Annotated in this window: 20 protein-coding genes; 9 read left to right on the top strand and 11 right to left on the bottom strand. The window is 70.1% G+C overall.

Going from position 1 to position 20840, the window contains the following annotated elements; translation table 11 throughout:
* Window positions 1-6: 6 nt before the first annotated feature.
* Both P3G67_RS19555 and tatA read right to left on the bottom strand, forming a co-directional pair.
* Window positions 7-1404 (bottom strand): hypothetical protein, encoded by a 1398-nt coding sequence (locus tag P3G67_RS19555; RefSeq protein WP_391858298.1) that lies wholly within the window; start codon window positions 1402-1404, stop codon window positions 7-9.
* A 117-nt stretch (window positions 1405-1521) separates the two neighbouring features.
* Window positions 1522-1812, bottom strand: coding sequence for a Sec-independent protein translocase subunit TatA (tatA, locus tag P3G67_RS19550; protein WP_276094588.1), 291 nt, complete (start codon window positions 1810-1812; stop codon window positions 1522-1524).
* Window positions 1813-1963: 151 nt separating this feature from the next.
* Here tatA and P3G67_RS19545 point away from each other — a divergent pair, with 151 nt between their 5' ends.
* The 3 genes from P3G67_RS19545 to P3G67_RS19535 all read left to right on the top strand — a co-directional run bounded on the left by P3G67_RS19545 (window position 1964) and on the right by P3G67_RS19535 (window position 6685).
* The gene (locus P3G67_RS19545; protein WP_276094587.1) at window positions 1964-3697 is read left to right on the top strand and encodes an ABC transporter ATP-binding protein; all 1734 of its coding nucleotides are present in this window, start codon (window positions 1964-1966) and stop codon (window positions 3695-3697) included.
* Between the two features lie 145 nt (window positions 3698-3842).
* A complete protein-coding gene (locus tag P3G67_RS19540) occupies window positions 3843-5753 on the top strand; it encodes an ABC transporter ATP-binding protein (RefSeq protein ID WP_276094702.1) in 1911 nt (636 codons plus the stop codon).
* Window positions 5754-5869: 116 nt separating this feature from the next.
* The gene (locus P3G67_RS19535; protein WP_276094586.1) at window positions 5870-6685 is read left to right on the top strand and encodes a putative RNA methyltransferase; all 816 of its coding nucleotides are present in this window, start codon (window positions 5870-5872) and stop codon (window positions 6683-6685) included.
* On the opposite strand, the gene P3G67_RS19530 is transcribed toward P3G67_RS19535, so the two are convergent.
* Window positions 6676-7446, bottom strand: a complete 771-nt coding sequence (locus P3G67_RS19530; protein WP_276094585.1) for a rhomboid-like protein — start codon at window positions 7444-7446, stop codon at window positions 6676-6678. The two genes, P3G67_RS19535 and P3G67_RS19530, sit on opposite strands and share 10 nt — an antisense overlap.
* A 97-nt stretch (window positions 7447-7543) precedes the next feature.
* Here P3G67_RS19530 and P3G67_RS19525 point away from each other — a divergent pair, with 97 nt between their 5' ends.
* Together P3G67_RS19525 and P3G67_RS19520 are read left to right on the top strand one after the other, a co-directional pair.
* A complete protein-coding gene (locus P3G67_RS19525; RefSeq protein ID WP_276094584.1) occupies window positions 7544-8257 on the top strand; it encodes a FadR/GntR family transcriptional regulator in 714 nt (237 codons plus the stop codon).
* Window positions 8258-8293: 36 nt separating this feature from the next.
* Window positions 8294-9556, top strand: a complete 1263-nt coding sequence (locus P3G67_RS19520; protein WP_276094583.1) for a CynX/NimT family MFS transporter — start codon at window positions 8294-8296, stop codon at window positions 9554-9556.
* Here P3G67_RS19520 and P3G67_RS19515 read toward each other — a convergent pair.
* Both P3G67_RS19515 and P3G67_RS19510 read right to left on the bottom strand, forming a co-directional pair.
* The gene (locus P3G67_RS19515; RefSeq protein WP_276094582.1) at window positions 9553-9996 is read right to left on the bottom strand and encodes a hypothetical protein; all 444 of its coding nucleotides are present in this window, start codon (window positions 9994-9996) and stop codon (window positions 9553-9555) included. The genes P3G67_RS19520 and P3G67_RS19515 overlap by 4 nt on opposite strands.
* Window positions 9996-10400, bottom strand: a complete 405-nt coding sequence (locus P3G67_RS19510) for an ATP-binding protein (protein WP_276094581.1) — start codon at window positions 10398-10400, stop codon at window positions 9996-9998. Before P3G67_RS19510 ends, P3G67_RS19515 begins: the two co-directional genes overlap by 1 nt.
* Window positions 10401-10630: 230 nt before the next feature.
* Here P3G67_RS19510 and P3G67_RS19505 point away from each other — a divergent pair, with 230 nt between their 5' ends.
* Window positions 10631-11446 carry a DUF72 domain-containing protein gene (locus P3G67_RS19505; RefSeq protein WP_276094580.1) on the top strand — a complete coding sequence of 272 codons (816 nt, stop codon included), beginning with the start codon at window positions 10631-10633 and terminating at the stop codon, window positions 11444-11446.
* A gap of 216 nt (window positions 11447-11662) precedes the next feature.
* Here the strand turns inward: P3G67_RS19505 and P3G67_RS19500 are convergent, their stop codons facing one another.
* The 6 genes from P3G67_RS19500 to P3G67_RS19475 form a co-directional block, all read right to left on the bottom strand.
* Window positions 11663-12391 (bottom strand): Mut7-C RNAse domain-containing protein, encoded by a 729-nt coding sequence (locus P3G67_RS19500; protein WP_276094579.1) that lies wholly within the window; start codon window positions 12389-12391, stop codon window positions 11663-11665.
* 133 nt (window positions 12392-12524) lie between these two features.
* Complete coding sequence (locus P3G67_RS19495; protein ID WP_276094578.1) at window positions 12525-13316, bottom strand: aminotransferase class IV family protein; 792 nt, start codon at window positions 13314-13316, stop codon at window positions 12525-12527.
* Between the two features lie 16 nt (window positions 13317-13332).
* On the bottom strand, window positions 13333-14052 hold the full coding sequence (locus P3G67_RS19490) for an ABC transporter permease (protein ID WP_276094701.1): 720 nt from the start codon (window positions 14050-14052) through the stop codon (window positions 13333-13335).
* 21 nt (window positions 14053-14073) lie between these two features.
* Entirely contained in the window at window positions 14074-14997 is a 924-nt protein-coding gene (locus P3G67_RS19485) for an ABC transporter ATP-binding protein (RefSeq protein ID WP_276094577.1), read from the bottom strand.
* On the bottom strand, window positions 14994-15917 hold the full coding sequence (locus tag P3G67_RS19480) for an ABC transporter permease subunit (protein ID WP_276094576.1): 924 nt from the start codon (window positions 15915-15917) through the stop codon (window positions 14994-14996). Before P3G67_RS19480 ends, P3G67_RS19485 begins: the two co-directional genes overlap by 4 nt.
* Window positions 15907-16854, bottom strand: a complete 948-nt coding sequence (locus tag P3G67_RS19475) for an ABC transporter ATP-binding protein (protein WP_269855459.1) — start codon at window positions 16852-16854, stop codon at window positions 15907-15909. The genes P3G67_RS19480 and P3G67_RS19475 overlap by 11 nt, the downstream gene beginning before the upstream one ends.
* A 308-nt stretch (window positions 16855-17162) precedes the next feature.
* Between P3G67_RS19475 and P3G67_RS19470 the strand changes: the two genes are divergently transcribed.
* The 3 genes from P3G67_RS19470 to P3G67_RS19460 are packed head-to-tail and all read left to right on the top strand — an operon-like array spanning window position 17163 to window position 20822.
* Window positions 17163-18020 carry a M24 family metallopeptidase gene (locus P3G67_RS19470; protein ID WP_276094575.1) on the top strand — a complete coding sequence of 286 codons (858 nt, stop codon included), beginning with the start codon at window positions 17163-17165 and terminating at the stop codon, window positions 18018-18020.
* A complete protein-coding gene (locus P3G67_RS19465) occupies window positions 18017-19837 on the top strand; it encodes an SDR family oxidoreductase (RefSeq protein ID WP_276094574.1) in 1821 nt (606 codons plus the stop codon). The genes P3G67_RS19470 and P3G67_RS19465 overlap by 4 nt, the downstream gene beginning before the upstream one ends.
* 37 nt (window positions 19838-19874) lie before the next feature.
* Entirely contained in the window at window positions 19875-20822 is a 948-nt protein-coding gene (locus P3G67_RS19460; RefSeq protein WP_276094573.1) for a metal-dependent hydrolase, read from the top strand.
* The last annotated feature ends 18 nt before the right edge of the window (window positions 20823-20840 follow it).

Below are 20840 nucleotides of genomic sequence, written 5' to 3'. Positions count from 1 at the left end.
TGCGGGCTACCAGTCGCCGCCGCCGAACCCGCCGGAGTCGCCCCCGCCGAAGTCACCGAATCCGCCGCCGGTGTCCCCGAAACCACCGGAGAAGTCACCGGGGTTGAAGTCGGCACCGGAGAAGTCACCGCCCTGCGGACCGCTGTCGAATCCGCCGCCCATCTCGCCGCCGCCGAACCCGCCGCCGTCGTAGGCGTACGCGGGCGTGCTGAGCGCGCTGCCGAGCATGGTGCCGATCAGCAGCCCCGGCAGCATTCCGCCGCCGAAGTAGCCGCCCGCCCACGGCGCGTAGGCCGGTCCGGCGTCCCAGTACGGCTGCGGGCCATACGCGGTCTGCACATGGCGGGTCATCGGCTCGGCGCCGTCGGCGATCCGGCTGGCGTCCGCCGCACACGCCGGAACGCTGCGCACCGCCCCGCCGGCGGGCGCCCACTCCACGTCACGCACCGAGGGCCCGTGCCGCGGGTCGAAGAAGCACGGCACGCGGCGCTCCGGCAGCGGCGCACCGGTGCGCCGGGCCGCCAGCGTGGCCAGCGAGAACCGGCCGTCCTCCAGCGCCTCGGTGACCGGCCGTACGTCGTCCGGCTTGGCCGCCGCGGCCATCAGCGACTTGGCCCGGTCGTACGCGTCGAGCGCGTGTGTGTAGTCGCCCCGCATCGCGTCCGTGGCGGACGGGTCGGCCGGGCTGAAGTCCAGGCGCTCAAGCTCCTCGCCGAACGCGGTGATGTCCTCGTCCACCACCGTGCGGAGCTGGTCCAGGGCGGCCCGCTCCCGCTCGGCCTTCTTCTTCTTGGCCCGGCGGTACAGCACGTACCCGCCGCCGCCCGCGCCCAGCACGATCACGCCAGCGGCGATCGCACCGGCCGCCGCGCCGGATCCACCGGAGCCGCCGGAGTCACCCCAGGAGCTGGGGGCGTGGCCCTTGGCCACCTGGTCGGCCTGGTCGACGAACGTGTTCAGCTCGGTCTTGGCGTCGCTCGCGGAGGACTTGGCGTCCAGCACGATGTTGCTGACCGTGCTGCGGGACATCACCTTGGCGTCGGCCGCGGCGTTGAAGCCCTTGTCGCCCAGGTGCACCGCGTAGACGCCGGTGACGCCGACCTTGGTGCGCAGCAGCCGCAGCAGCGTGGCGCGCGGGTACTCCGGCGAGTCGGGCAGCACGGCAACGAACACCGGCTTGTTCGCGTCCTTGATCTTCTTCTCCAGCGCCGCGGCGTCCGCCGACGAAAGCTGCGAAGAGGCGCGCGGGTCCACATAGACAGGACTCTTCTTCAACCCCTCGGCCACGGCGTCCAGACCCCCGGCGGCGTGCGCGGGCGAAGCCGCCAGTGCCAATACGGCGAGCAGCATCGCCGGGAGCAGCGCGAGCAGCCCCCGGCGTGCTCTGTTCAGGGACGTGCCCACGAAAAGCCTCCGTAGTTCCTGCTGACGTTCCTGCGATCGACCATCCGAGATCAATCGATCACCCAAGAGTACGTAAAGACAGGACGCATCGGCGCGCACGGAGGTTGACGCCCGGGCCTAATCGTTACGCGCCTGTCGGGGATCCTCGACCGGCCGGGCGCTCGCCGTGTCACCGGGCGCCGACTGGATGGTGCGGCGCACGGGCTCGTCCTGCGTCTTGGGCGCGGCGGACTCGCCGCTGGCGCCCTCCTTGAAGTCGTCCTTCAGCGCCTTGGTCTCGCTCTTGAGGATCCGCAGTGACTTGCCGAGCGCCCGGGCCGTGTCGGGCAGCCGCTTCGCTCCGAACAGCAGGAACACCACGAGTACGACAACGACAAGGTGCCAGGGTTCCAAACCGTTGCGCAGCATCGGCGTCCCACCTCTTCTTCCTCTTGTTTCCCTTGGCTGGTCCGGGCCCGCACGCCCCTCATCGCAGTATTCCCGAAACCCGTACACAACATCGTCCGGGCACCGCAAATACGTGCGCATCCGGACGCCCGCTTCGCGTACTCTGCGCGATGTGCTGGTCCGACTTATGCGGGCTTACCTCAAGCCCTACACCAAACCCATAGCGCTGATCGTGCTTCTCCAGCTGGTGCAAACGCTGGCGACGCTGTACCTGCCGACGCTCAACGCCAACATCATCGACAAGGGCGTCGTCAAAGGTGATACCGGTTACATTCTCCGCACCGGCGGTTTCATGATCGCCGTAACCCTGCTCCAGATCGTTTGCGCGATCGGAGCGGTCTACTTCGGCGCACGCACCTCCATGGCCCTCGGCCGGGACGTGCGGGGCGCGGTGTTCGACCGGGTGCAGTCCTTCTCGGCCCGCGAGCTGGGGAACTTCGGCGCGCCCTCGCTGATCACCCGGACGACCAACGACGTCCAGCAGGTCCAGATGCTGACCCTGATGACGTTCACCCTGATGGTCTCGGCGCCGATCATGTGCGTCGGCGGCATCCTGATGGCGCTCAACCAGGACGTACCGCTGTCCGGTCTGCTCCTGGTCATCGTGCCGGTTCTGGGCGTGATCGTCTCGCTGCTGGTCCGCAAGCTGCGTCCGGTGTTCCGCGGCGTGCAGGAGCGCATCGACACCGTCAACCGCGTCCTGCGTGAGCAGATCACCGGCATCCGGGTGATCCGCGCCTTCGTCCGCGACACCCACGAGCGCCAGCGGTTCGAGGAGGCCAACAGCGAACTGATGGCCGTCTCGGTCCGCTCCGGCCGGCTGATGTCGATGATGTTCCCGCTGGTCATGCTGGTGGTGAACCTCGCCAGCGTGGCCGTGCTGTGGTTCGGCGGGCACCGCATCGACAGCGGCGGCATGCAGTTGGGCGCGCTGACCGCGTTCATCAACTATCTGATGCAGATCCTGATGAGCGTCATGATGGCCACCTTCATGTTCATGATGGTCCCGCGCGCCGAGGTGTGCGCCGAGCGGATCCAGGAAGTGCTCGGCACCGAGACCAGCGTGGTGCCCCCGGTGACGCCCGTCTCCTCGGTCACCCGGCACGGCCAACTCGAACTGCGGGGTGTGGGGTTCCGCTACCCCGGCGCCGAGGAACCGGTGCTCAAGGACATCGACCTGATCGCCCTGCCCGGCGAGACCACCGCCATCATCGGCTCCACCGGAAGCGGCAAGTCCACCCTGCTCGGCCTGGTGCCCAGGCTGTTCGACGCCACCTCCGGTTCGGTACTGGTGGACGGCGAGGACGTACGGGAGCTGGACCCGGCCACCATGGCCGAACTGATCAGCCTCGTACCGCAGAAGCCGTACCTGTTCACCGGAACGGTCGCCTCCAACCTGCGTTACGGCAAGCCCGACGCGAGCGACGAGGAGTTGTGGCAGGCACTGGAGATCGCGCAGGCCCGCGACTTCGTGGAGCGCATGCCCGAGGGCCTGGACGCGCCCATCGCACAGGGCGGCAGCAACGTCTCCGGCGGCCAGCGGCAACGCCTCGCGATCGCACGGGCGTTGGTCCGGCGGCCCGAGATCTACCTCTTCGACGACTCCTTCTCCGCCCTGGACTACGCGACCGACGCCCGGCTGCGCGCCGCGCTCGCCCGCGAGACCCGGGACGCCACCGTGGTCATCGTCGCGCAGCGGGTCAGCACCATCCGCGACGCCGACCGCATCGTGGTCCTGGACGAGGGCCGCGTCGTCGGCACCGGAACCCACACGGAACTGATGGACGGCAACGAGACGTACCGGGAGATCGTGCTCTCCCAGCTCACCGAGCAGGAGGCGGCGTGAGCGTCGCACACGCGGCCGCCCTGCCGCACACGACCACGAAAACCGCACCTCTGCGCCGCGCGGGCGGAGAAGCGAACAAGGAGGCACGGTGAGCACCCCCGCACCCCGTAGTGGTCCGGCCCCCGCGGCCGGACCGGCGCGTTGGATGGGCGCCCAACCGGCCGAGAAGTCCATGGACTTCAAGGGATCGAGCAAGCGGCTCCTCGGCATGCTGCGCCCCGAGAGAGGCATCATCGTGTTCGCCCTGGTGCTCGGTGTCTGCAGCGTCGGGCTGTCCGTGCTCGGACCCAAGATCCTCGGCAAGGCCACTGACCTGATCTTCGCCGGCGTCATCGGCCGCCAACTGCCGCCCGGAACCACCCAGGCGCAGGCCGTGGCCGCCCTGCGCGCCCACGGCCAGGGCAAGATCGCCGACATCGTGGCCCCGATGCACAACGTGCGCCCCGGCCACGGCATCGACTTCGGCGCGGTCGGCGTCGTCCTGCTGTGGGTGCTGCTGATCTACGTGGCCGCCGCGCTGTGCGGCTTCGGCCAGGCCCGCATCGCCACCCGAGTGGTGCAGCGGTCCGTCTACCGGCTGCGCCAGGAGGTGGAGGAGAAGCTCGGCCGACTGCCGCTCAGCTACTTCGACAAGCAGCAGCGCGGTGAGGTGCTCTCCCGCGCCACCAACGACATCGACAACATCGCGCAGACGCTTCAGCAGACGCTCAGCCAGATCGTGGCCTCGCTGCTGACCATCCTCGGCGTGCTGACCATGATGTTCTGGATCTCCTGGCTGCTCGCCCTGGTCGCGCTGCTCACCGTGCCGCTGTCGGTGATCGTCGCCGCCCGGATAGGCAAGCGCGCCCAGCCGCAGTTCGTGGCCCAGTGGAAGTCAACGGGCAAGCTGAACGGGCACATCGAGGAGATGTACACCGGCCACTCCCTGGTGAAGGTCTTCGGTCGCCAGAAGGAGTCCGCCGAGATCTTCGCCGAGCACAACGAGGCGCTGTTCCAGGCGGGTTTCAGGGCCCAGTTCATCTCCGGCACCATCCAGCCCGCGATGATGTTCATCGGCAACCTGCAGTACGTGCTGATCGCCGTCATCGGCGGTCTGCGGGTCGCCTCCGGCACCCTGTCCATCGGTGACGTGCAGGCGTTCGTCCAGTACTCGCGGCAGTTCAGCCAGCCGCTGACCCAGGTGGCCAGCATGGCCAACATGGTGCAGTCCGGTGTGGCCTCCGCCGAGCGGGTATTCGACCTCCTCGACGCCGAGGAGCAGGAGGCCGACCCGGCCGAGCCGCTGCGCCCGGAGCAGGTCACAGGCAAGGTGGAGTTCGAGGGTGTGCACTTCCAGTACGACCCGGAGAAGCCGCTCATCGAGGACCTGTCGCTGTCGGTGAGCCCCGGCCAGACGGTGGCCATCGTCGGCCCGACCGGCGCGGGCAAGACCACGCTGGTCAACCTGCTGATGCGGTTCTACGAGGTGACCGGCGGCCGGATCACCCTGGACGGGGTGGACATCGCCGGGATGTCCCGCGAGGAACTGCGCGGGCACATCGGCATGGTCCTCCAGGACACCTGGCTGTTCGGCGGCACGATCGCCGACAACATCGCGTACGGATGTGAGGGCGCCACCCGCGAGCAGATCATCGAGGCGGCCAAGGCGACCCACGTCGACCGCTTCGTCCGCACGCTGCCCGACGGTTACGACACGGTCCTCGACGACGAGGGCGCGAACGTGTCCACGGGCGAGAAGCAGTTGATCACCATAGCGCGGGCGTTCCTCGCCGAACCGGCCATCCTGGTGCTGGACGAGGCCACGAGTTCGGTCGACACCCGCACCGAGGTGCTGATCCAGCACGCGATGGCCCAACTGCGGTCCGGCCGCACGAGTTTCGTCATCGCCCACCGCCTCTCCACGATCCGGGACGCGGACGTGATCCTGGTGATGGAGTCGGGCCACATCGTGGAACAGGGCACGCACGACGAACTGTTGGCCGCGGAGGGCGCGTACGCCCGGCTGTACGCCGCCCAGTTCGCGGAACCGGTCTCGGAGACGGCGGACTCGGTCTGAGGTGGTGGGGGTTCGGCGGCAGGGTCTTCGAACCCCCACACCGCGGCAGGCGGGCGAAGCCCCGCGAAGGGGTGCGGGCGAGAAGCCCCCGCACCCCTTCGCGTTAGCGTGAGTCCATGCTCGGCACGGCTTTGAACCTCCTGACCTGCCCGCTCTGCGGGCAATCGCTCACCGCGGGCGCGGGCGCGCTGAAATGTCCCAAGGCCCATGCCTTCGACATCGCCCGCCAGGGCTACGTCAACCTGCTCTCGGGCGGAGCCCACACCGGAACCGCCGACACCGCCGAAATGGTCCGCGCCCGAGCCGACTTCCTGGCCGCGGGCCACTACGCCCCCCTCGCCGGGGCCATCGCGCGCATCGCCTCGGACCTCGGCCCGAGCACGGTCCTGGACGCCGGAACCGGCACCGGCTACTACCTCGCCGCCGTCCTCGACGCCCTCCCCACCGCCGTCGGCCTGGGCCTGGACATCTCCAAGTACGCCCTCCGCCGCGCCGCCCGCGCCCATCCCAGGGCCGCCGCGGCGGTATGGGACGTATGGCGGCCACTGCCCGTACGCTCGGCCGAAGTCGACCTGGTGCTCAATGTGTTCGCCCCGCGCAACGCGGCCGAGTTCGCCCGCGTACTGCGTCCCGAAGGCGCCCTTCTGGTCGTCACCCCGACCGGCGCCCACCTTGCGGAACTGCGCGCGGAGGCGGGCCTGCTGGAGGTCGACGCCGCCAAGGAGGAGCGCCTGGACCGCACCCTGTCCGGCCGCTTCGAGCCGGCCCGCACCGAGCACCTGGACTACCCCCTCACCCTCAGTGCCGCCGAGGCGACCGACGCCGTGGCGATGGGGCCCTCGGCGCACCACGCCCCGCGCGCCCTGGAAGGCGACCGCCAGGTGACCGCCTCGTTCCGCCTGTCTCTGTACCGGCCGACGCCTCAAACCTGAGACCACACGGCCAACCGGCCGCCCCTGGGCCCGGCCCCCGGCCAGGTCCGTGACCCACCGCCCGACGTCGGCCCCCCGGGCGGCCGACGCCCACGCGACCGTGCCGTGGGCGTCAACGCGTAGCACGCGAACCCCAGCAGCAGCGCCGTGAAGTGCCCGAGATCGGTGAACGTACGCCCGTTGACCACCGACCAGCCGAAGAAACCGGTCACCAGCACCACGTACCCCCACCGCCACGGTCTGGGCACCAGGTACGCCAGGATCCCGATCACGCCCGCGATCCCGTAGCTCACCCCGATGTCCACCGTGTGCGCCATCGACTTCGGCAGCCGCTCGTACTGGATCCCCAGCCGCACCGCCTGCTGGCTCACCAGCGTCGCCCCGACATGGGCGATCCCCACCGTCAGCAGCCACCGCCAGGTGCCCAGCCAGCGCTCCGCCGGGGCGTGGATCAGCTCGAAGAACACCCCGTAGATCAGGAACCCGGAGGGCGACTCGATCCACAGCGCGCTGACGAACAGCACCCGAAGGGGGTGATCACGCAGTTGCACCAGGTTGGTGCTGTTGTGGTGCAGCAGGAAGTTCCGCACCCCGGGCGACACCACCGCGATCACCCCGCTGGTGACCGCCAGCACCAGCAGCCAGATGTGCGTGCCCGGCGAATGGCCCACCCACTCCCCGACGGCGCGCAGGCCGATCCGGACCACCTCGCGTGGTGTGACGCGGCGGCCCTTACGGGGCTCGTGGTCGGTTGCGGTCACCCTCCACATGATGACGGCATTCTCTGTGCGCCCGCACCGAGCCGAACCCACCAACTTGTAGGATGACCGGGTAACCCCTCAACTCCCGGAGGACGCCGTGACCCCAGAGCTGCGCGCCGCCGACCGCCGCTCCCTCGTGGACACCGTCGTCGAACAGCTCAGGACCCAGCTCGCCGAACGCGCCTGGCGGGTCGGCGACCGCATCCCCACCGAGCACGAACTGGCCGAACGCCTGAGCGTCGGCCGCAACACCGTGCGCGAGGCGGTGCGCGTCCTGGTGCACGCCGGACTGCTGGAGTCCCGCCAGGGCCAGGGCACCTTCGTACGGTCCACCGCCGACCCCGCGGCGGTCCTGCGCGGCATGAAGCAGGCGAACGTCCGGGACGTACTGGAACTGCGCATCGCCCTGGAGGCCGAGGCCGCCCGCCTCGCCGCCACCCGCCGCACCGCCGACGACCTGCGCCGGATGCGTGCCGGGCTGCGGGCACTGCACCAGCACGGCCCGCAGCCCGAGGGCGCCATCCAGGCCGACGACGACGTCGACTTCCACCTGACGGTCGTCGCCGCCGCGCACAACACCGCCCTGTCCGAGGTCTACGGCTACTTCAGCTCGTCCGTACGCGAGGCGCTGGTCGCCTCGCTCGGCCAGGACGGCATGCCGCCCATCGACCTGGAAACCCACACCGCGCTGGTCGACGCCATCGAGTCCGGTGACCCGCAGACCGCAGAAACCGCGGCCCGGAACCTGCTCATGTCCCCCATGCGCGCCGTTGAGGCGCTCATCACGCACGACACCGAGGCCCAGCGGTAACAGGAACCTCCCGCGCGGAGCCGAAAGGAGCAACGCTTGACCCGCCCCGACCCCGACCAACTGCTCGTCGACGCCGAAAGCGACCTGCGCCCCACCCCTTCCGGTGTCGCCGCCCGCCGCGCGCTCCTCGCGCACCCGGTCGTGCTCCTGGTCGGCGTCGTACTCGCCTCGCTCAACATGCGCGCCGCGCTCGCCAGCATCTCCCCGCTGGTCAGCGAGATCAGCGCGCACTTCGGGCTCTCCTCGACGGCGGGCAGCCTGGTCACCTCGGTCCCGGTACTCTTCCTCGGCCTCGGCGGCATCATCGCCCCCGTCCTCGCCAAGCGCTTCGGCACCGAGCTGGTGCTGTTCTGCGCCCTGGTGCTGCTCGGCGTCGGCATCCTGGTGCGCGTGCTGCCCTCCGTCGTGGCGCTCTACGGTGGCGGCCTGCTCGCCGGTACAGCGATAGCCCTGCTCAACGTCCTTATGCCGGGCCTGATCAAGCGCGACTTCCCCGACCGCGCCGCTTCGATGACCTCCGTCTACACCGGCGCGATGATCGCCGGAGCGACGCTGGCCGCCGCGACCTCCGTACCGCTGGAGAAGGCGTTCGGCGGCAGTTGGCAGGCGTCCCTGGCCACCTGGTCGCTGCTGGCGGGCATCGCCGCCCTCGCCTGGCTGCCGCAGGTGGTCATCGCCTGGGGCCGAACCGGCCATGAGACCAAGGTCGTTGCGGGCGGCGGTTCCGGCAAGAGCGTGTGGCGCAGCGCGCTCGCCTGGCAGGTCACCGGGTTCATGGCGTTGCAGTCGCTGTGGACGTATGTGCTCATCGCCTGGCTGCCGACGATCCTCACCGACCACGGAATGAGCCGTTCCACGGCCGGTGTCGTCTTCGCCTTCAACACCCTGGTGCAACTCGCCGGCGCCTTCGGGGTACCGCTGCTCGCGGGCCGGATGAGCAGCCAGCGCCTGCTGGTCGTCCTGGTCACCGGTCTGGTCGGCACCGGGTACGCGGGCCTGCTGGTCGCGCCCGCGGCGTACGCCTGGCTGTGGGCCGCACTGATCGGCGTCGGCCAGGGCGGTGGCATCGGCCTGGCGCTCACCCTGATCGTGCTGCGCTCGGGCGACGCCCACACCGCCGCCCGACTCTCGGGCATGTCCCAGACGGTCGGCTACCTGGTCGCCGCGGTGGGACCCTTCGCGGCGGGCGCCCTGTACCAGGCGACGGGCAACTGGACCGCACCCCTGGTGGTCATGCTGGGCGTCTGCCTCACGGCCCTGCTGGTCGGCCTGGCGGCCGCAAAGCGCCGCACGGTCTAGGGCGTTCGGGGGCGAAACCCCCGGGCCGCGCCCAACCGCAGCCGGCCCCCCAGCGTGCCGACGCCCAGATACTCCTCAACCCGCTCGCGCGGCGAACACCGCGCGAGCGGGTCCAGCCCCACCAGCAGCAGCACCGGTCCCCCGTCCCCCACGAACGCCGACCACCGCTCCCCCACCTCCACCTGCACCCGGTGCGCGCAACCGTCCAGTTGGACCACCGCCCGCAGCCGCCCCACCAATGTCACCCGCGCCCCCGTGTCCGGCAACCGGGTACGCGGCGGCGCCAGCCCCAGCGCCCTGGCCAGCCCGACCAGCTCCCGTTCAACCTGCCGCGCGTCAGGATGCGCGAGCAGCAGGAACGCGACCGGTCCCGCGCTGGTGCGCTCCAACCACGCCCATGACGCGAGCGAGTTGACGAACGCGGGCGTGGGCGTCGTCATCACGCGCCCGCCCGCAACAGCGCCCACACCTGCTTGCCGCCGCCCTCGATCGGCGAAGTCGCCCATAAGTCCGCGGTGTTGGCGACGATGAACGTCCCCCGACCGCTTTCCGCGCAACAGTCCGCCTCCTCCACGACCACCGGCAGCGCGGTCGACTGATCGCGGACGGCCGCCCGTACCCCCTCGCGCATGTTCTCCAGAACGAGTTCGCAGTCAGCCGGGTTCACATGAGCCAGTGTTTCCGTCACACGGACCACGGCCGCGTCGACCAGCCCCGCCCGCCCCCACAGCCGCGGATTGGCGCTGACGATCCGCCGTGCGGCGCCGAACCGGTCCTGCTTCGCGTGGAGTTGGAGTCGGCACGGACTCGACGTCGTCACGATGGGTGGGGATTCCAGCGTCATGCCTTCCACGTTCCCGGCCCGAGGCCAGCCTGACCAGGCATAAACGGATCGCACACAAAAGTGTGCGAGTGCTGTGGTGAAGGCGTGGCAGTGGGGAGCCGTGAGGTGGCGATGGTGCGGTCAACGCCCCGGTCACCACGGGCAGCCGCCGGATCGAGCGCGGCTCCTCCCCGGCGGCGGCCTCGCGAACGGGGTGATTTCCGGCACCGCAGCCGGGTAGACATACGGATGTGTCCGTACTGGTAGGCACGTCCGGCTGGATGTACCGGGACTGGCGCGGTGTCCTCTACCCGGCAGGGTGCCCGCAGCGCCTGTGGCTGGAGGAGTACGCGAAGCGCTTTGTCACCGTGGAGAACAACGGTGCCTTCTACCGCCTGCCGACGGCCGCGACCTTCGCCGAGTGGCGCGACCGTACGCCTGACGGTTTCGTCATGGCCGTGAAGGCCAGCCGCTATCTGACGCACATCAAGCGGCTGCGGGAGCCGCGGGAACCGGTGGAGCGGCTGATGTCCCGCGCGGCTGAGCTGGGGCCGCGCCTCGGCCCGGTACTGCTCCAGTTGCCCCCGACGCTGCGCGCGGACGCGGAGACGGTGGAGTCACTGGACGCATGCCTGACCGCGTTCCCGACCGGCACGCGGGTGGCCGTCGAACCGCGCCACGACTCGTGGTGGACGGACGAGGTCCGCGCACTGCTGGAACGGCACGGCGCCGCCCTGTGCTGGGCGGACTGGCGCGCCAGGCCCACCGGACCACTGTGGCGCACCGCCGACTGGGGATACGTCCGCTTCCACGTGGGCATCGCGCAGCCATGGCCGCGCTACGGCCGCCAGTCGCTGGCCACCTGGGTGCGGCGGATCACGGAGACCTGGCCGAACGAGTCGGACGTGTACGCGTATTTCAACAACGACCCGGGCGGGGCCGCGGTGCGTGACGCGGAAACCTTTCTGGGGCTGCTAGCGCGCACCCAGCACACAGGTCAGCACGGCCATGAGCAGCAGCGCGCCCAGGATCATGCCAAAGCGGCCGTTGGCCGTGTAAGGGCTTGACGAGGGGCGACGACGGCCGAAGGCGGCCCCGACGAAGCCAGCCGAAGCATCTCCCGTGTGGTGGTGATGGTGCTGACCGAGCCCTCCGTGGTGCCCGTGGTGCCCGCTGAACCCCCCACCGTGATGACCGCCGCCACTGAACCCACCGCCGCCGTGCATGCCGCTCACTCCGTTCGTGATCAATACTGAGACGAACGCCTGCCCAGTTTCCGACGACTAACACATCCAAGTGCCGGCAGTCCTTGTGGCCGAGGTCACAATCGCGTCCAGGCGGCCGTGGTGGGCACCGTGCCAGTAGACCTGTCCGCACTCCCGGCACCGCACGAACGCGTCATAAGTACGCCGCGTCCCCGGCTGAAGCAGATGCACCACCTCGTCCTTGCTGACCGGCTCCAGCCCACCGTTGCACGCCATGCACCGCGTCCACGGCGCCAGCGTCGGCGCGAACCGGTGGAGTACGTCGGCGAGTTGGGCATCTGGCCGCGACCCCCGTACGAACGCCCCGCACCACAGGCTCCTACGGAACAGCAACCCGCGATCCTGCGTGAGCAACACCCTGCCTTGCCCGTTGGCCTGCGTGATCAGCGCGTCGTCGTCCATGTCGTTGCGGTACGCGGTGTCCAGGCCCACCAACCGCAAACGCCGTGCCAGCGCGCCCAGATGAACGTCCAGCACGAACCGCGCGTCCGCGACCCGCTGCGGGCGGCGCACCTCACGCACCCGCACCAGCTCACCGCCACGCGGCCGGTATGTGTCCGGCACTGTCTGCCCGTCGGCCTCCAGTCCGCCGACCTCGGTCAGCGGCACCCCGATCGACTGGACGACATGCCCGAGCGACGATGTCCCATCGACCGCCACCCGTACCCCCGACGCCCCCCGATTCCGTGCCGCCAGGAAAAACCGCAGGTCATCCGCCACACAGACCCGCAGCTCCGCACCACTCACCCTTCCAGCCTGCCACGGTGCCCGCCGTCGCCACGGCAACGGATTGCCCGCCGCGACGGCGAGCGACCACCATGGCACGGCGGCGCCGGACCCACCGGGCCCCGCCGAGATCCGGCCGAGATCCGGCCCGAGGCTAAATCTCGTCCCACCCGATGGAGTCGTACAACTCCATCAACCCCCGCATCCGTTCCGCGTCCACCGCGAGCTCCACCCCGTCGATCCGCCCGACCGCCGCGATCCCTCTCGCGTTGCAGACGAACGCCCCGTCGTACGAGGCGACTTCAGCCAGCCGCACCACCGCCCGCCGCGAAGGCGTCCCCCGCTCGGCCAGCGCGCCCTCGATCAGCCGCATGGTGATGCCGTGCAGCATGGGCGCCTCCGGCCAGACCACCGTGGGCCCGGCGAAGAACCCGATGTTGGCGATCGCGCCCTCCGCCACCACCGCGTCGGGACCGACGAGCAGCGCATGGTCGAACCCCTCGCGCTGGGCCTGCCGCTCATGGTGCTTCTGCCCGAACCCACCGAGGTGCTTGATATGCGGCACCGGCCGCAAATACCGCACCGCCCGCAACCGCTGCGGGTGATCCGGATCCTCCGCGGGCGGCTTCACCGTGACCAGGACGGACGGCGCCTGGCCCGCCTCGGGCTGGAAGACGTACACCCGCACCGAGGCGTCCGCGACGTCCGCCCCGAGCGCGTGCCGCACCAGCTCCCGCACCCGGCCGCCGTCCAGCCCGAACCCGAACAGCTCCCGTGAGGCCGCGTCCAGCCTCCGCAGATGCGCCTCCAGGCCACGGGTCCTCCGGCCGCGCACCTGCATGGCCGTGAAGTGGCCGTACGGGAATCCGGCCAGGAACGCCAACTGCTCAGCGGTGGCCGGGCGTCCGTCAATCTCGATCCGTGAGGTGATCGGCGAGGTCTCCACGCCGGCCAGGGTATTCCTACTCCTCGCCGGCCAGCGTCAGCGCCCGCAGCCTGCGGCCCGCGAACCAGGTCGCCACCAGCGTCACGCCCACCAGCAGGACCACCGCCAGCGGCAGCCCCACGTCCGAGGAGACCGCACCGCCGTCGGCGACCTTGGCCGCCAGTGCCAGCGCCCACTGCTGAACGCTCAACGTCCGCGCACCCGGCACCAGGTTGCCTATCAGCGACTCCCAGACCAGCGCGTACACCAGTCCCGCCACCACCGCGTGCCGCGTGACGACGCCCAGAAGCAGGAATATCGCGCTGTAGGCGAGCGAGGCCACCGCCGCCGCGACTCCGAAGGCCACGGCCAGGTGCTGGCTGTTGCCGTCGAGCACCAGGCCCGCCACGAACGTCGGTATCGCGGCGAAGCCCACCGACACCATCATGGCGACCAGGAGTTTGGTGAGGATGATCGTCGGCCGCTTCACCGGCTTGGCGAGCAGGTAGGCGATCGATCCGTCATCGATCTCCGGGGCGATGGCGCCGGTACCGGCGATCACGCCGATCAGCGGGACCATCGTGGCCAGCGCGAACCCGGACAGCACATCGCGGGCCGTGGAGTCGTCGGCGCCGGTCAGCGTCCGCACCGCGACGGAGATGATGATCAGCAGCACCGGCAGCGCGAAGAGGATCGCCGCGCGGCGCCTGCCGAGCAGTGCCCGGTAGGTCAGCCTGGCGACGGTCGGGTGGTACACCGTGGACATGTCGTTCGCTCCCTATGCCGCGACCAGGTAGGAGAAGACGCTTTCCAGCGACTCGTCCGAGGGCGAAACCTCGTAGAGCCGGATGCCGTGCTCGCGTGCGACGCGCGGCAGCAGTTCCGTGAACCGCGCGAAGTCGACGGCCTGGACGCGCAGCGCACCGCGCCCTCCCTCGACACCGAGTTCCAGACCCGTCGTGCTGCCGTCCGCGATCAGCGCCGCTGCCAGCGCGCGGTCGTCGCTGGACCGCACCAGGTAGCGGTGCGGGCGGTCGGTCATCAACCGGCGGATCTTGCGGAAGTCACCGGACGCCGCGTGCCTGCCGGCGACGATCACCTCGATGTGGTGGGCGAGTTGCTCGACCTCCTCCAGGATGTGCGAGGAGAACAGCACGGTCCGGCCATCGGCGCCCATCTGCCGCAGGAGATCCATCAGTTGGAGCCGCTGGCGCGGGTCCATCCCGTTGAACGGCTCGTCCAGCAACAGCACCGACGGCTCGTGGACCAGCGCCGAGGCCATCTTGACCCGCTGCCGCATGCCCTTGCTGTAGGTGTCGATGCGGCGGCCCTGCGCGTACTCCATCTCCACCGTGGCCAGCGCCTTGCGCGCCGCCGCCCCCGGGTTGGACAGACCGTGCAACTCCGCGTTGGCCAGCACGAATTCGGCGCCGGTGAGGAAGTCGTACATCGACTCGCGCTCGGGCACGATGCCGATGTGCCGGTACGCCTGCTCGTTGCGCCAGATGGTCTGGCCGTCGAGCGTCACGCTGCCCGTGGAGGGCGCCAGGAACCCGCCCATCATGTTGATGAGGGTGGACTTGCCTGCCCCGTTGGGACCCAGCAGCCCGGTCACGCCGGGGCCGATCGTCATGCTGACGTCGTTGACGGCGACGACGTTGCCGAACCAGCGCGAGACCTTGTCGATCGTTACGGTGGTCATCCCAGCCCGACCTTTCGATAGCGGCGCATCAGCAGTGCGAACGAGCCGGCGATCAGGCCGAGCACGACGAGCAGATAGAACAGTCCCGCAACGGCGTTGGACGGCCCGTAGCCTCCGACGAAGTCCGAGTGCGCGCCCAGCCACCAGGTCTGCAGCCCGTCGATCAACGTGACCGGCGAGAACAGTCCGAGCCAGCCGATCGCCGTCTGGTCCCCCTGGTGGAAGGCCACGGCCTGCACGCTGGTCACCGCGCCGTACGAGATGGTGAACACCGCGATCACCGCGGCCACCCCGAAGCCGCGGCGCGGGGTGAGCGCGGCCAGCACCAGCCCTATGCCGCCGAACAGCAGCGACATCAGCGCGGCGGCCAGCAGCCCCTTGCCGAAGCCCGCGGTCTGCGTGGCGAAGTCGAGCTTCGCCAGCAGCGCGCCGACGTAGAGGATCACCAGCGGCGTCCCGATGAGAATGAACAGGGCCGCGGCCATGGCCCCGAACTTGGCTATGACGTAGTCGATGCGTTCCATGGGCCGGGAGAAGTAGAGCGGAACCGTCTTGAACCGCAGGTCACGGGAGACGGACTGGGGGGCCTGGGCGGCGAGGTACAGCCCGATGACCGCCTGGAGGTAGAGCGCGTACCGCGTGTACTCCAGCGGCAGCTTGGTCATGTGGGTGTAGATGGCGACCGCGTCGATGATGCCCGCGGGCAGGCACATCACGGCCAGCAGGATCATCGGCAGGACCTTGGACTTGGCCGACCTGCCGAGCCCGTACGCACCGCGCAGGCTCTGGGTGAACAGCGAGCGGCGGATGTACGAGCGGTCCAGTCGGACGCCGTCGTAGTGCCGGTAACCGATGTCGTGGATACGGGAGTTGTCGGCGGGGGCGTTCACCGCCACTGCTGCTGTGCGCTCAGGCGGCATCGCGGCTGCCTCCTTCCTGGTCCTGCTTGCTCTTGAAGATCTCGGCGATGCGGTGGCGGCGCTGCTCCATGCGGATCAGGCCCAGTCCGAGCGCGGCGACCGCGTCCCGGACGGTGTCGTACGTCGACTCGTCGGCTATGTCGACCAGCAGCAGGTGGCCGTCGGCGTGCGCCGTCAGCCCCGCGGCGGTGAACGCCTCAAGCGCGGCGCGGGTCCCGTCCGGATGGTCGTCGGTGTCCGTCACCTCCACCGCCAGTGAGGCGGTGGCCTGCGTGAAGTCCCTTGTAGAAGAGGCACGCAGCAGCTTCCCGCCGTCGATGACGACGATCTGGTCACTGGTGCGCTCCAACTCGCCCAGTAGATGGGAGGTGACCAGGACCGAGATGCCGAAGTCGCTGTGCACCCGGCGGATCAGGGCGAGCATCTCGTCCCGCCCGACCGGGTCGAGGCCGTTGGTCGGCTCGTCCAGCAGCACCAGCTTCGGGTCGTGCACCAGCGCCTGCGCCAGCTTCACCCGCTGCTTCATGCCCGTCGAGTAGCCGCCGATCGGTCGGTACCGCTCCTCGTACAGCCCGACGTGGCGCAGCGTGTCGGCGGTGCGCTCACGCGCGGACGTGGGCGGGAGCCCGGACATCCGGGCCATGTGCACCACGAACTCGGTGGCCGACACGTCGGGCGGCAGACAGTCGTGCTCCGGCATGTAGCCGACCAGCGACCGGATCCGCGGTCCCTCGGTGGCCACGTCGAGACCGAGCACCGCGGCGGTGCCCTCGGTCGCCGGGGACAACCCGAGCAGAATTTTGATCAGGGTGGACTTACCGGCCCCGTTGGCGCCCACCAACCCGGTCACACCCGGCTCGATGCCCACGGACAGCCGGTCCAGAGCGGTCACCCGCGGGTACCGCTTGGTCAGGCTTTCGGTCTCGATCACAGTCACGAGTCGACGGTAGGGGTAGTGACCGACATCCGTCGTCACTCCCGCGGGTCGGCTTTGGGTAGTCCTTCAGGCGGACCTCCCGCAGGGGACCCGCGACCTGGGGATTACCGGATCTCGGGGTCGGCCGTCCCGCGGGCTTTCCCTCCGGCGGGTGGCGGGGTTGTCCACATCGGCGCCGTTGTCCACAGGCCGGTGCATGGCTCTTGACTCCGCCATCGAGCGTTGTCACATTCATTGATGTCATATTCGCACGCGCCCGCGCGGATGTCAGGAGACGCGGGGCGGCTGAGGGGGACGGGAGGGCGGCCATGGCAGCGGGACTTTCCGCGGAGCTGCGCGGCTTCCAGGCGGTGCAGCGGCTCGCGTACGAGTGCGCGGAGACGGTGGCTGCCCAGCTCAGACCGGGCACGACCGAGCGGGAGGCGACGCGTGCGCTGCGCGCTGAAGCCGGCGCCCGCGGCGTGCGGGACTGGTTCCATCTGCCGTTCGCCTGGTTCGGGGACCGCACGGCGTTCGCCGGGTTCAGGCTGCCGACGCAGTTCTTCCCCACCAGCCGCCAGTTGGAGCCGGGGATGCCGTTCATCCTCGACCTGGCCCCGATCCACGGCGGATTCACCGCCGACATCGGCTACTCCGGCAGCCTCGGCCCCAACCCCCTGCAAGACCGGCTGATGGCCGATCTGCGCGAGCACCGCGAGTTCATCCTGAGCGAGGTGCGGCAGCGCCGGTCACTGCGACAGATATATGAGGACGTCGACCGGCTGATGGGCAGGCAGGGTTACCAGAACCGGCACCGCGCCTACCCGTTCGGGGTGATCGCGCACAAGGTCGACCGGGTCAAAGAGCGCCGCTGGTCACCGCACATCGCCGGATTCGGCACCCAGAGCCTGCGCGGCCTGGCCAACGACGCGCTGCACGGCCACCGCGAGGGCTGGTCACCGCTGTGGAGCCCCTATCGGATGTCGGACCATCCACCACACCCGGGACTGTGGGCGGTTGAGCCGCACCTGGGGTTCCGCGGCACCGGCGCGAAGTTCGAGGAGATCCTCGTCGTCACCGACTCGGCCGATCCCGAGCAGAGCGCTTTCTGGCTCGACGACGAACTGCCGCATGTGAAGCGGTGGAAGGAAGCGGCGTCACTCACGGAAGCGAAGGGGGGAGCATGATGTCCGAGGTACGCGAGCGCATGGTGCGCTCGGGCGAAGTCGATCTGTGCGCCGTCGAGTACGGGGACACCGCGCACCCGACCATCATCCTGGTGCACGGCTATCCGGACAGCAAGGAAGTGTGGACTCCGGTCGCCGAGCGGCTGGCCGACCGCTTCCATGTGGTGCTGTACGACGTGCGGGGGCACGGCCGCTCCTCGGTGCCGACGCCGCTGCGCGGCGGGTTCCGGCTGGAGAAGCTGACCGACGACTTCCTGGCGGTGGCGGACGCGGTCAGCCCGGACCGCCCGGTCCACCTTGTCGGCCATGACTGGGGATCGGTACAGGGCTGGGAGTTCGCCACGGTACGCCGCGCCGAGGGCCGGATCGCCTCGTTCACCTCCATCTGCGGGCCCTCCCTGGACCACTTCGGCCACTGGATCAAACAGCGTCTGGCGCGCCCCACCCCACGTCGCACCGCCCAACTCCTCGGCCAGGGTGCAAGGTCGTGGTACGTCTACGCGCTCCACACGCCCGTGCTACCCGAGTGGGCCTGGAGAGGGCCGCTCGGCCGGCGGTGGCCGAAGCTCCTGGCCCGCGCCGAGCGACTCGAACCCGGCACGTACCCCACGGGGTCGCTACCGCACGACGCCGCGCACGGTGCCTGGCTGTACCGGGACAACGTCCGCCCCCGGCTGCGCAACCCGCGTGACGACGCCTACGCCCATGTGCCGGTCCAGCTGATCACCCCGCTCGGCGATCCGTTCCTGTCCCCACGGCTCTACGACGACCTGGAACGCTGGGCGCCCGAGCTGCGGCGCAGAACCCTGCCCACCAAGCACTGGGTGCCGCGCACCCGGCCCGACCAACTGGCGGGCTGGATCAGCGAGTTCGTACTCGCCCAAGAGGGCGTTGACACCGGCCCACCGGTGGGCACGGCCGCGATCGGCCCGGCGCGCAAGTCGCGCGGCGGCAGACCGTCCACCAGCTCGGCCCGACTGCGGGCGGCCTACGCGGAGCGGTTCGCCGGGCAGTTGGTGCTGGTGACCGGCGCGGGCAGCGGCATAGGCCGCGCCACATCCTTCGCCTTCGCCGAGGCGGGCGCACGGGTCATCGCCGTCGACCGGGACGCGGAGGCCGCGAGCAGGACGGTCGAGCTGTCACGGCTGTTGGGCGCCGCGGCCGCGTGGGCGGAACCTGTGGACGTCTCCGACGAACAGGCGATGGACAAGCTCGCCGCCCGGGTCGCCACCGAACACGGCGTGGTGGACGTCCTGGTGAACAACGCCGGGATCGGCATGTCCGGCTCGTTCCTGACCACCTCCGCCGACGACTGGCGCAGGGTGCTGGACGTCAACCTGTGGGGGGTCATCCACGGCTGCCGCGCCTTCGCCCAGCAGATGGTCGACCGCGACCAGGGCGGCCACATCGTCAACACCGCCTCCGCCGCGGCCTACCAGCCCTCTCGCGCCCTGCCCGCGTACAGCACCTCGAAGGCCGCCGTCCTCATGCTCAGCGAGTGCCTGCGCGCCGAGTTGTCCGCTCACGGCATCGGGGTGACCGCCATATGCCCCGGCCTGGTCAACACCAACATCACCGCCACGGCGCACTTCACCGGTGCCTCGCAGAGCGAGCAGGAGCGCCTGCGCGCCAAGTCCTCCCGGCTGTACCGGATGCGCAACTACCCGCCGGAGAAGGTCGCCGACGCCGTACTGGACGGCGTACTGCGCAATGCCGCGGTCGTGCCGGTGACGCCCGAGGCACGCGCCGCCCATCTGCTCGCCCGTCTGTCGCCCAAGGCCCTGCGGGCGATGGCCCGGATCGACCCACCCCTGTAAGCAACCGCACCGGCCACAGCCAGAAGGAGGCACCGTCATGGACACCACCGACCCGGTCCCGAGCCCCACCCCGACCACAGCGTCCACCGCCACGCACCCCATAAGGCCACGTCGGGTCTCCTTCGACTGGCAGCGCACCCCCTTGCACTGGATACCGGACGAGCCCACCGCGACCCATGTCATCAATGTGCTGCACCTGCTGCTGCCAGCCGGAGAGCGCTGGTTCGTCAAGGTGTTCAAGGAGGCACTGCCCCTGGTCACCGATCCGGAACTGCTCAAGGACGTCAAGGGCTTCATGGGCCAGGAGGCCACCCACAGCGTCCAACACTCCTATGTGCTGGACCACTTGGCAGAGCAGGGCCTGGACACCCGCCCCTACACCAAGCACGTGGACTGGATGTTCGACGTCATGCTCGGCGAGCGTCCGCCGGGCGGACTGCCGGTCTCGGCCCGCGAGTGGCTGCGCTTCCGGCTCTCGCTGATCGCCGCGATAGAGCAGTTCACCGCCGTGCTCGGCGACTGGGTGCTGCGCGCCGAGGAACTGGAGCGGGCGCGGCCGGACGAGGTGATGCTGGACCTGTTGCGCTGGCACGGCGCGGAGGAGGTCGAGCACCGCGCGGTCGCGTTCGACATGTACCAGCACACCGGTGGCAGCGGACTACCGCGGTACGCCCGGCGCGTCGAGGGCATGGCGTTCACCGCCCCGATGCTGCTGTGGCTGTGGGCGTTCGGGGCCGCGTACCTCATACGCCACGACCCCCAGTTGCGGGGGCGACTGCGCTACACGCTGCGCGAGCACAACAAGGCGGTCCACAAGGGTCTGCTGCCCAGCTGGCGGGAGCTGGGCGCGGCCATCCCGCGCTACCTGCGACGGTCGTACCATCCCTCTCAGGAAGGGTCGCTGCGCGCGGCCGTCGAGTACCTGGCCAGCTCTCCGGCGGCCAGGGCGGCGGCGGGCGCGATCGGCCGGACGGCGGCGTCGTAGCCGAAGCCCCCGTAAGGA

The organism is Streptomyces silvisoli (genome assembly GCF_029269905.1).
GTDB lineage: Bacteria > Actinomycetota > Actinomycetes > Streptomycetales > Streptomycetaceae > Streptantibioticus_A > Streptantibioticus_A silvisoli_A.
This window is presented reverse-complemented; position numbering and strand designations above follow the sequence as displayed.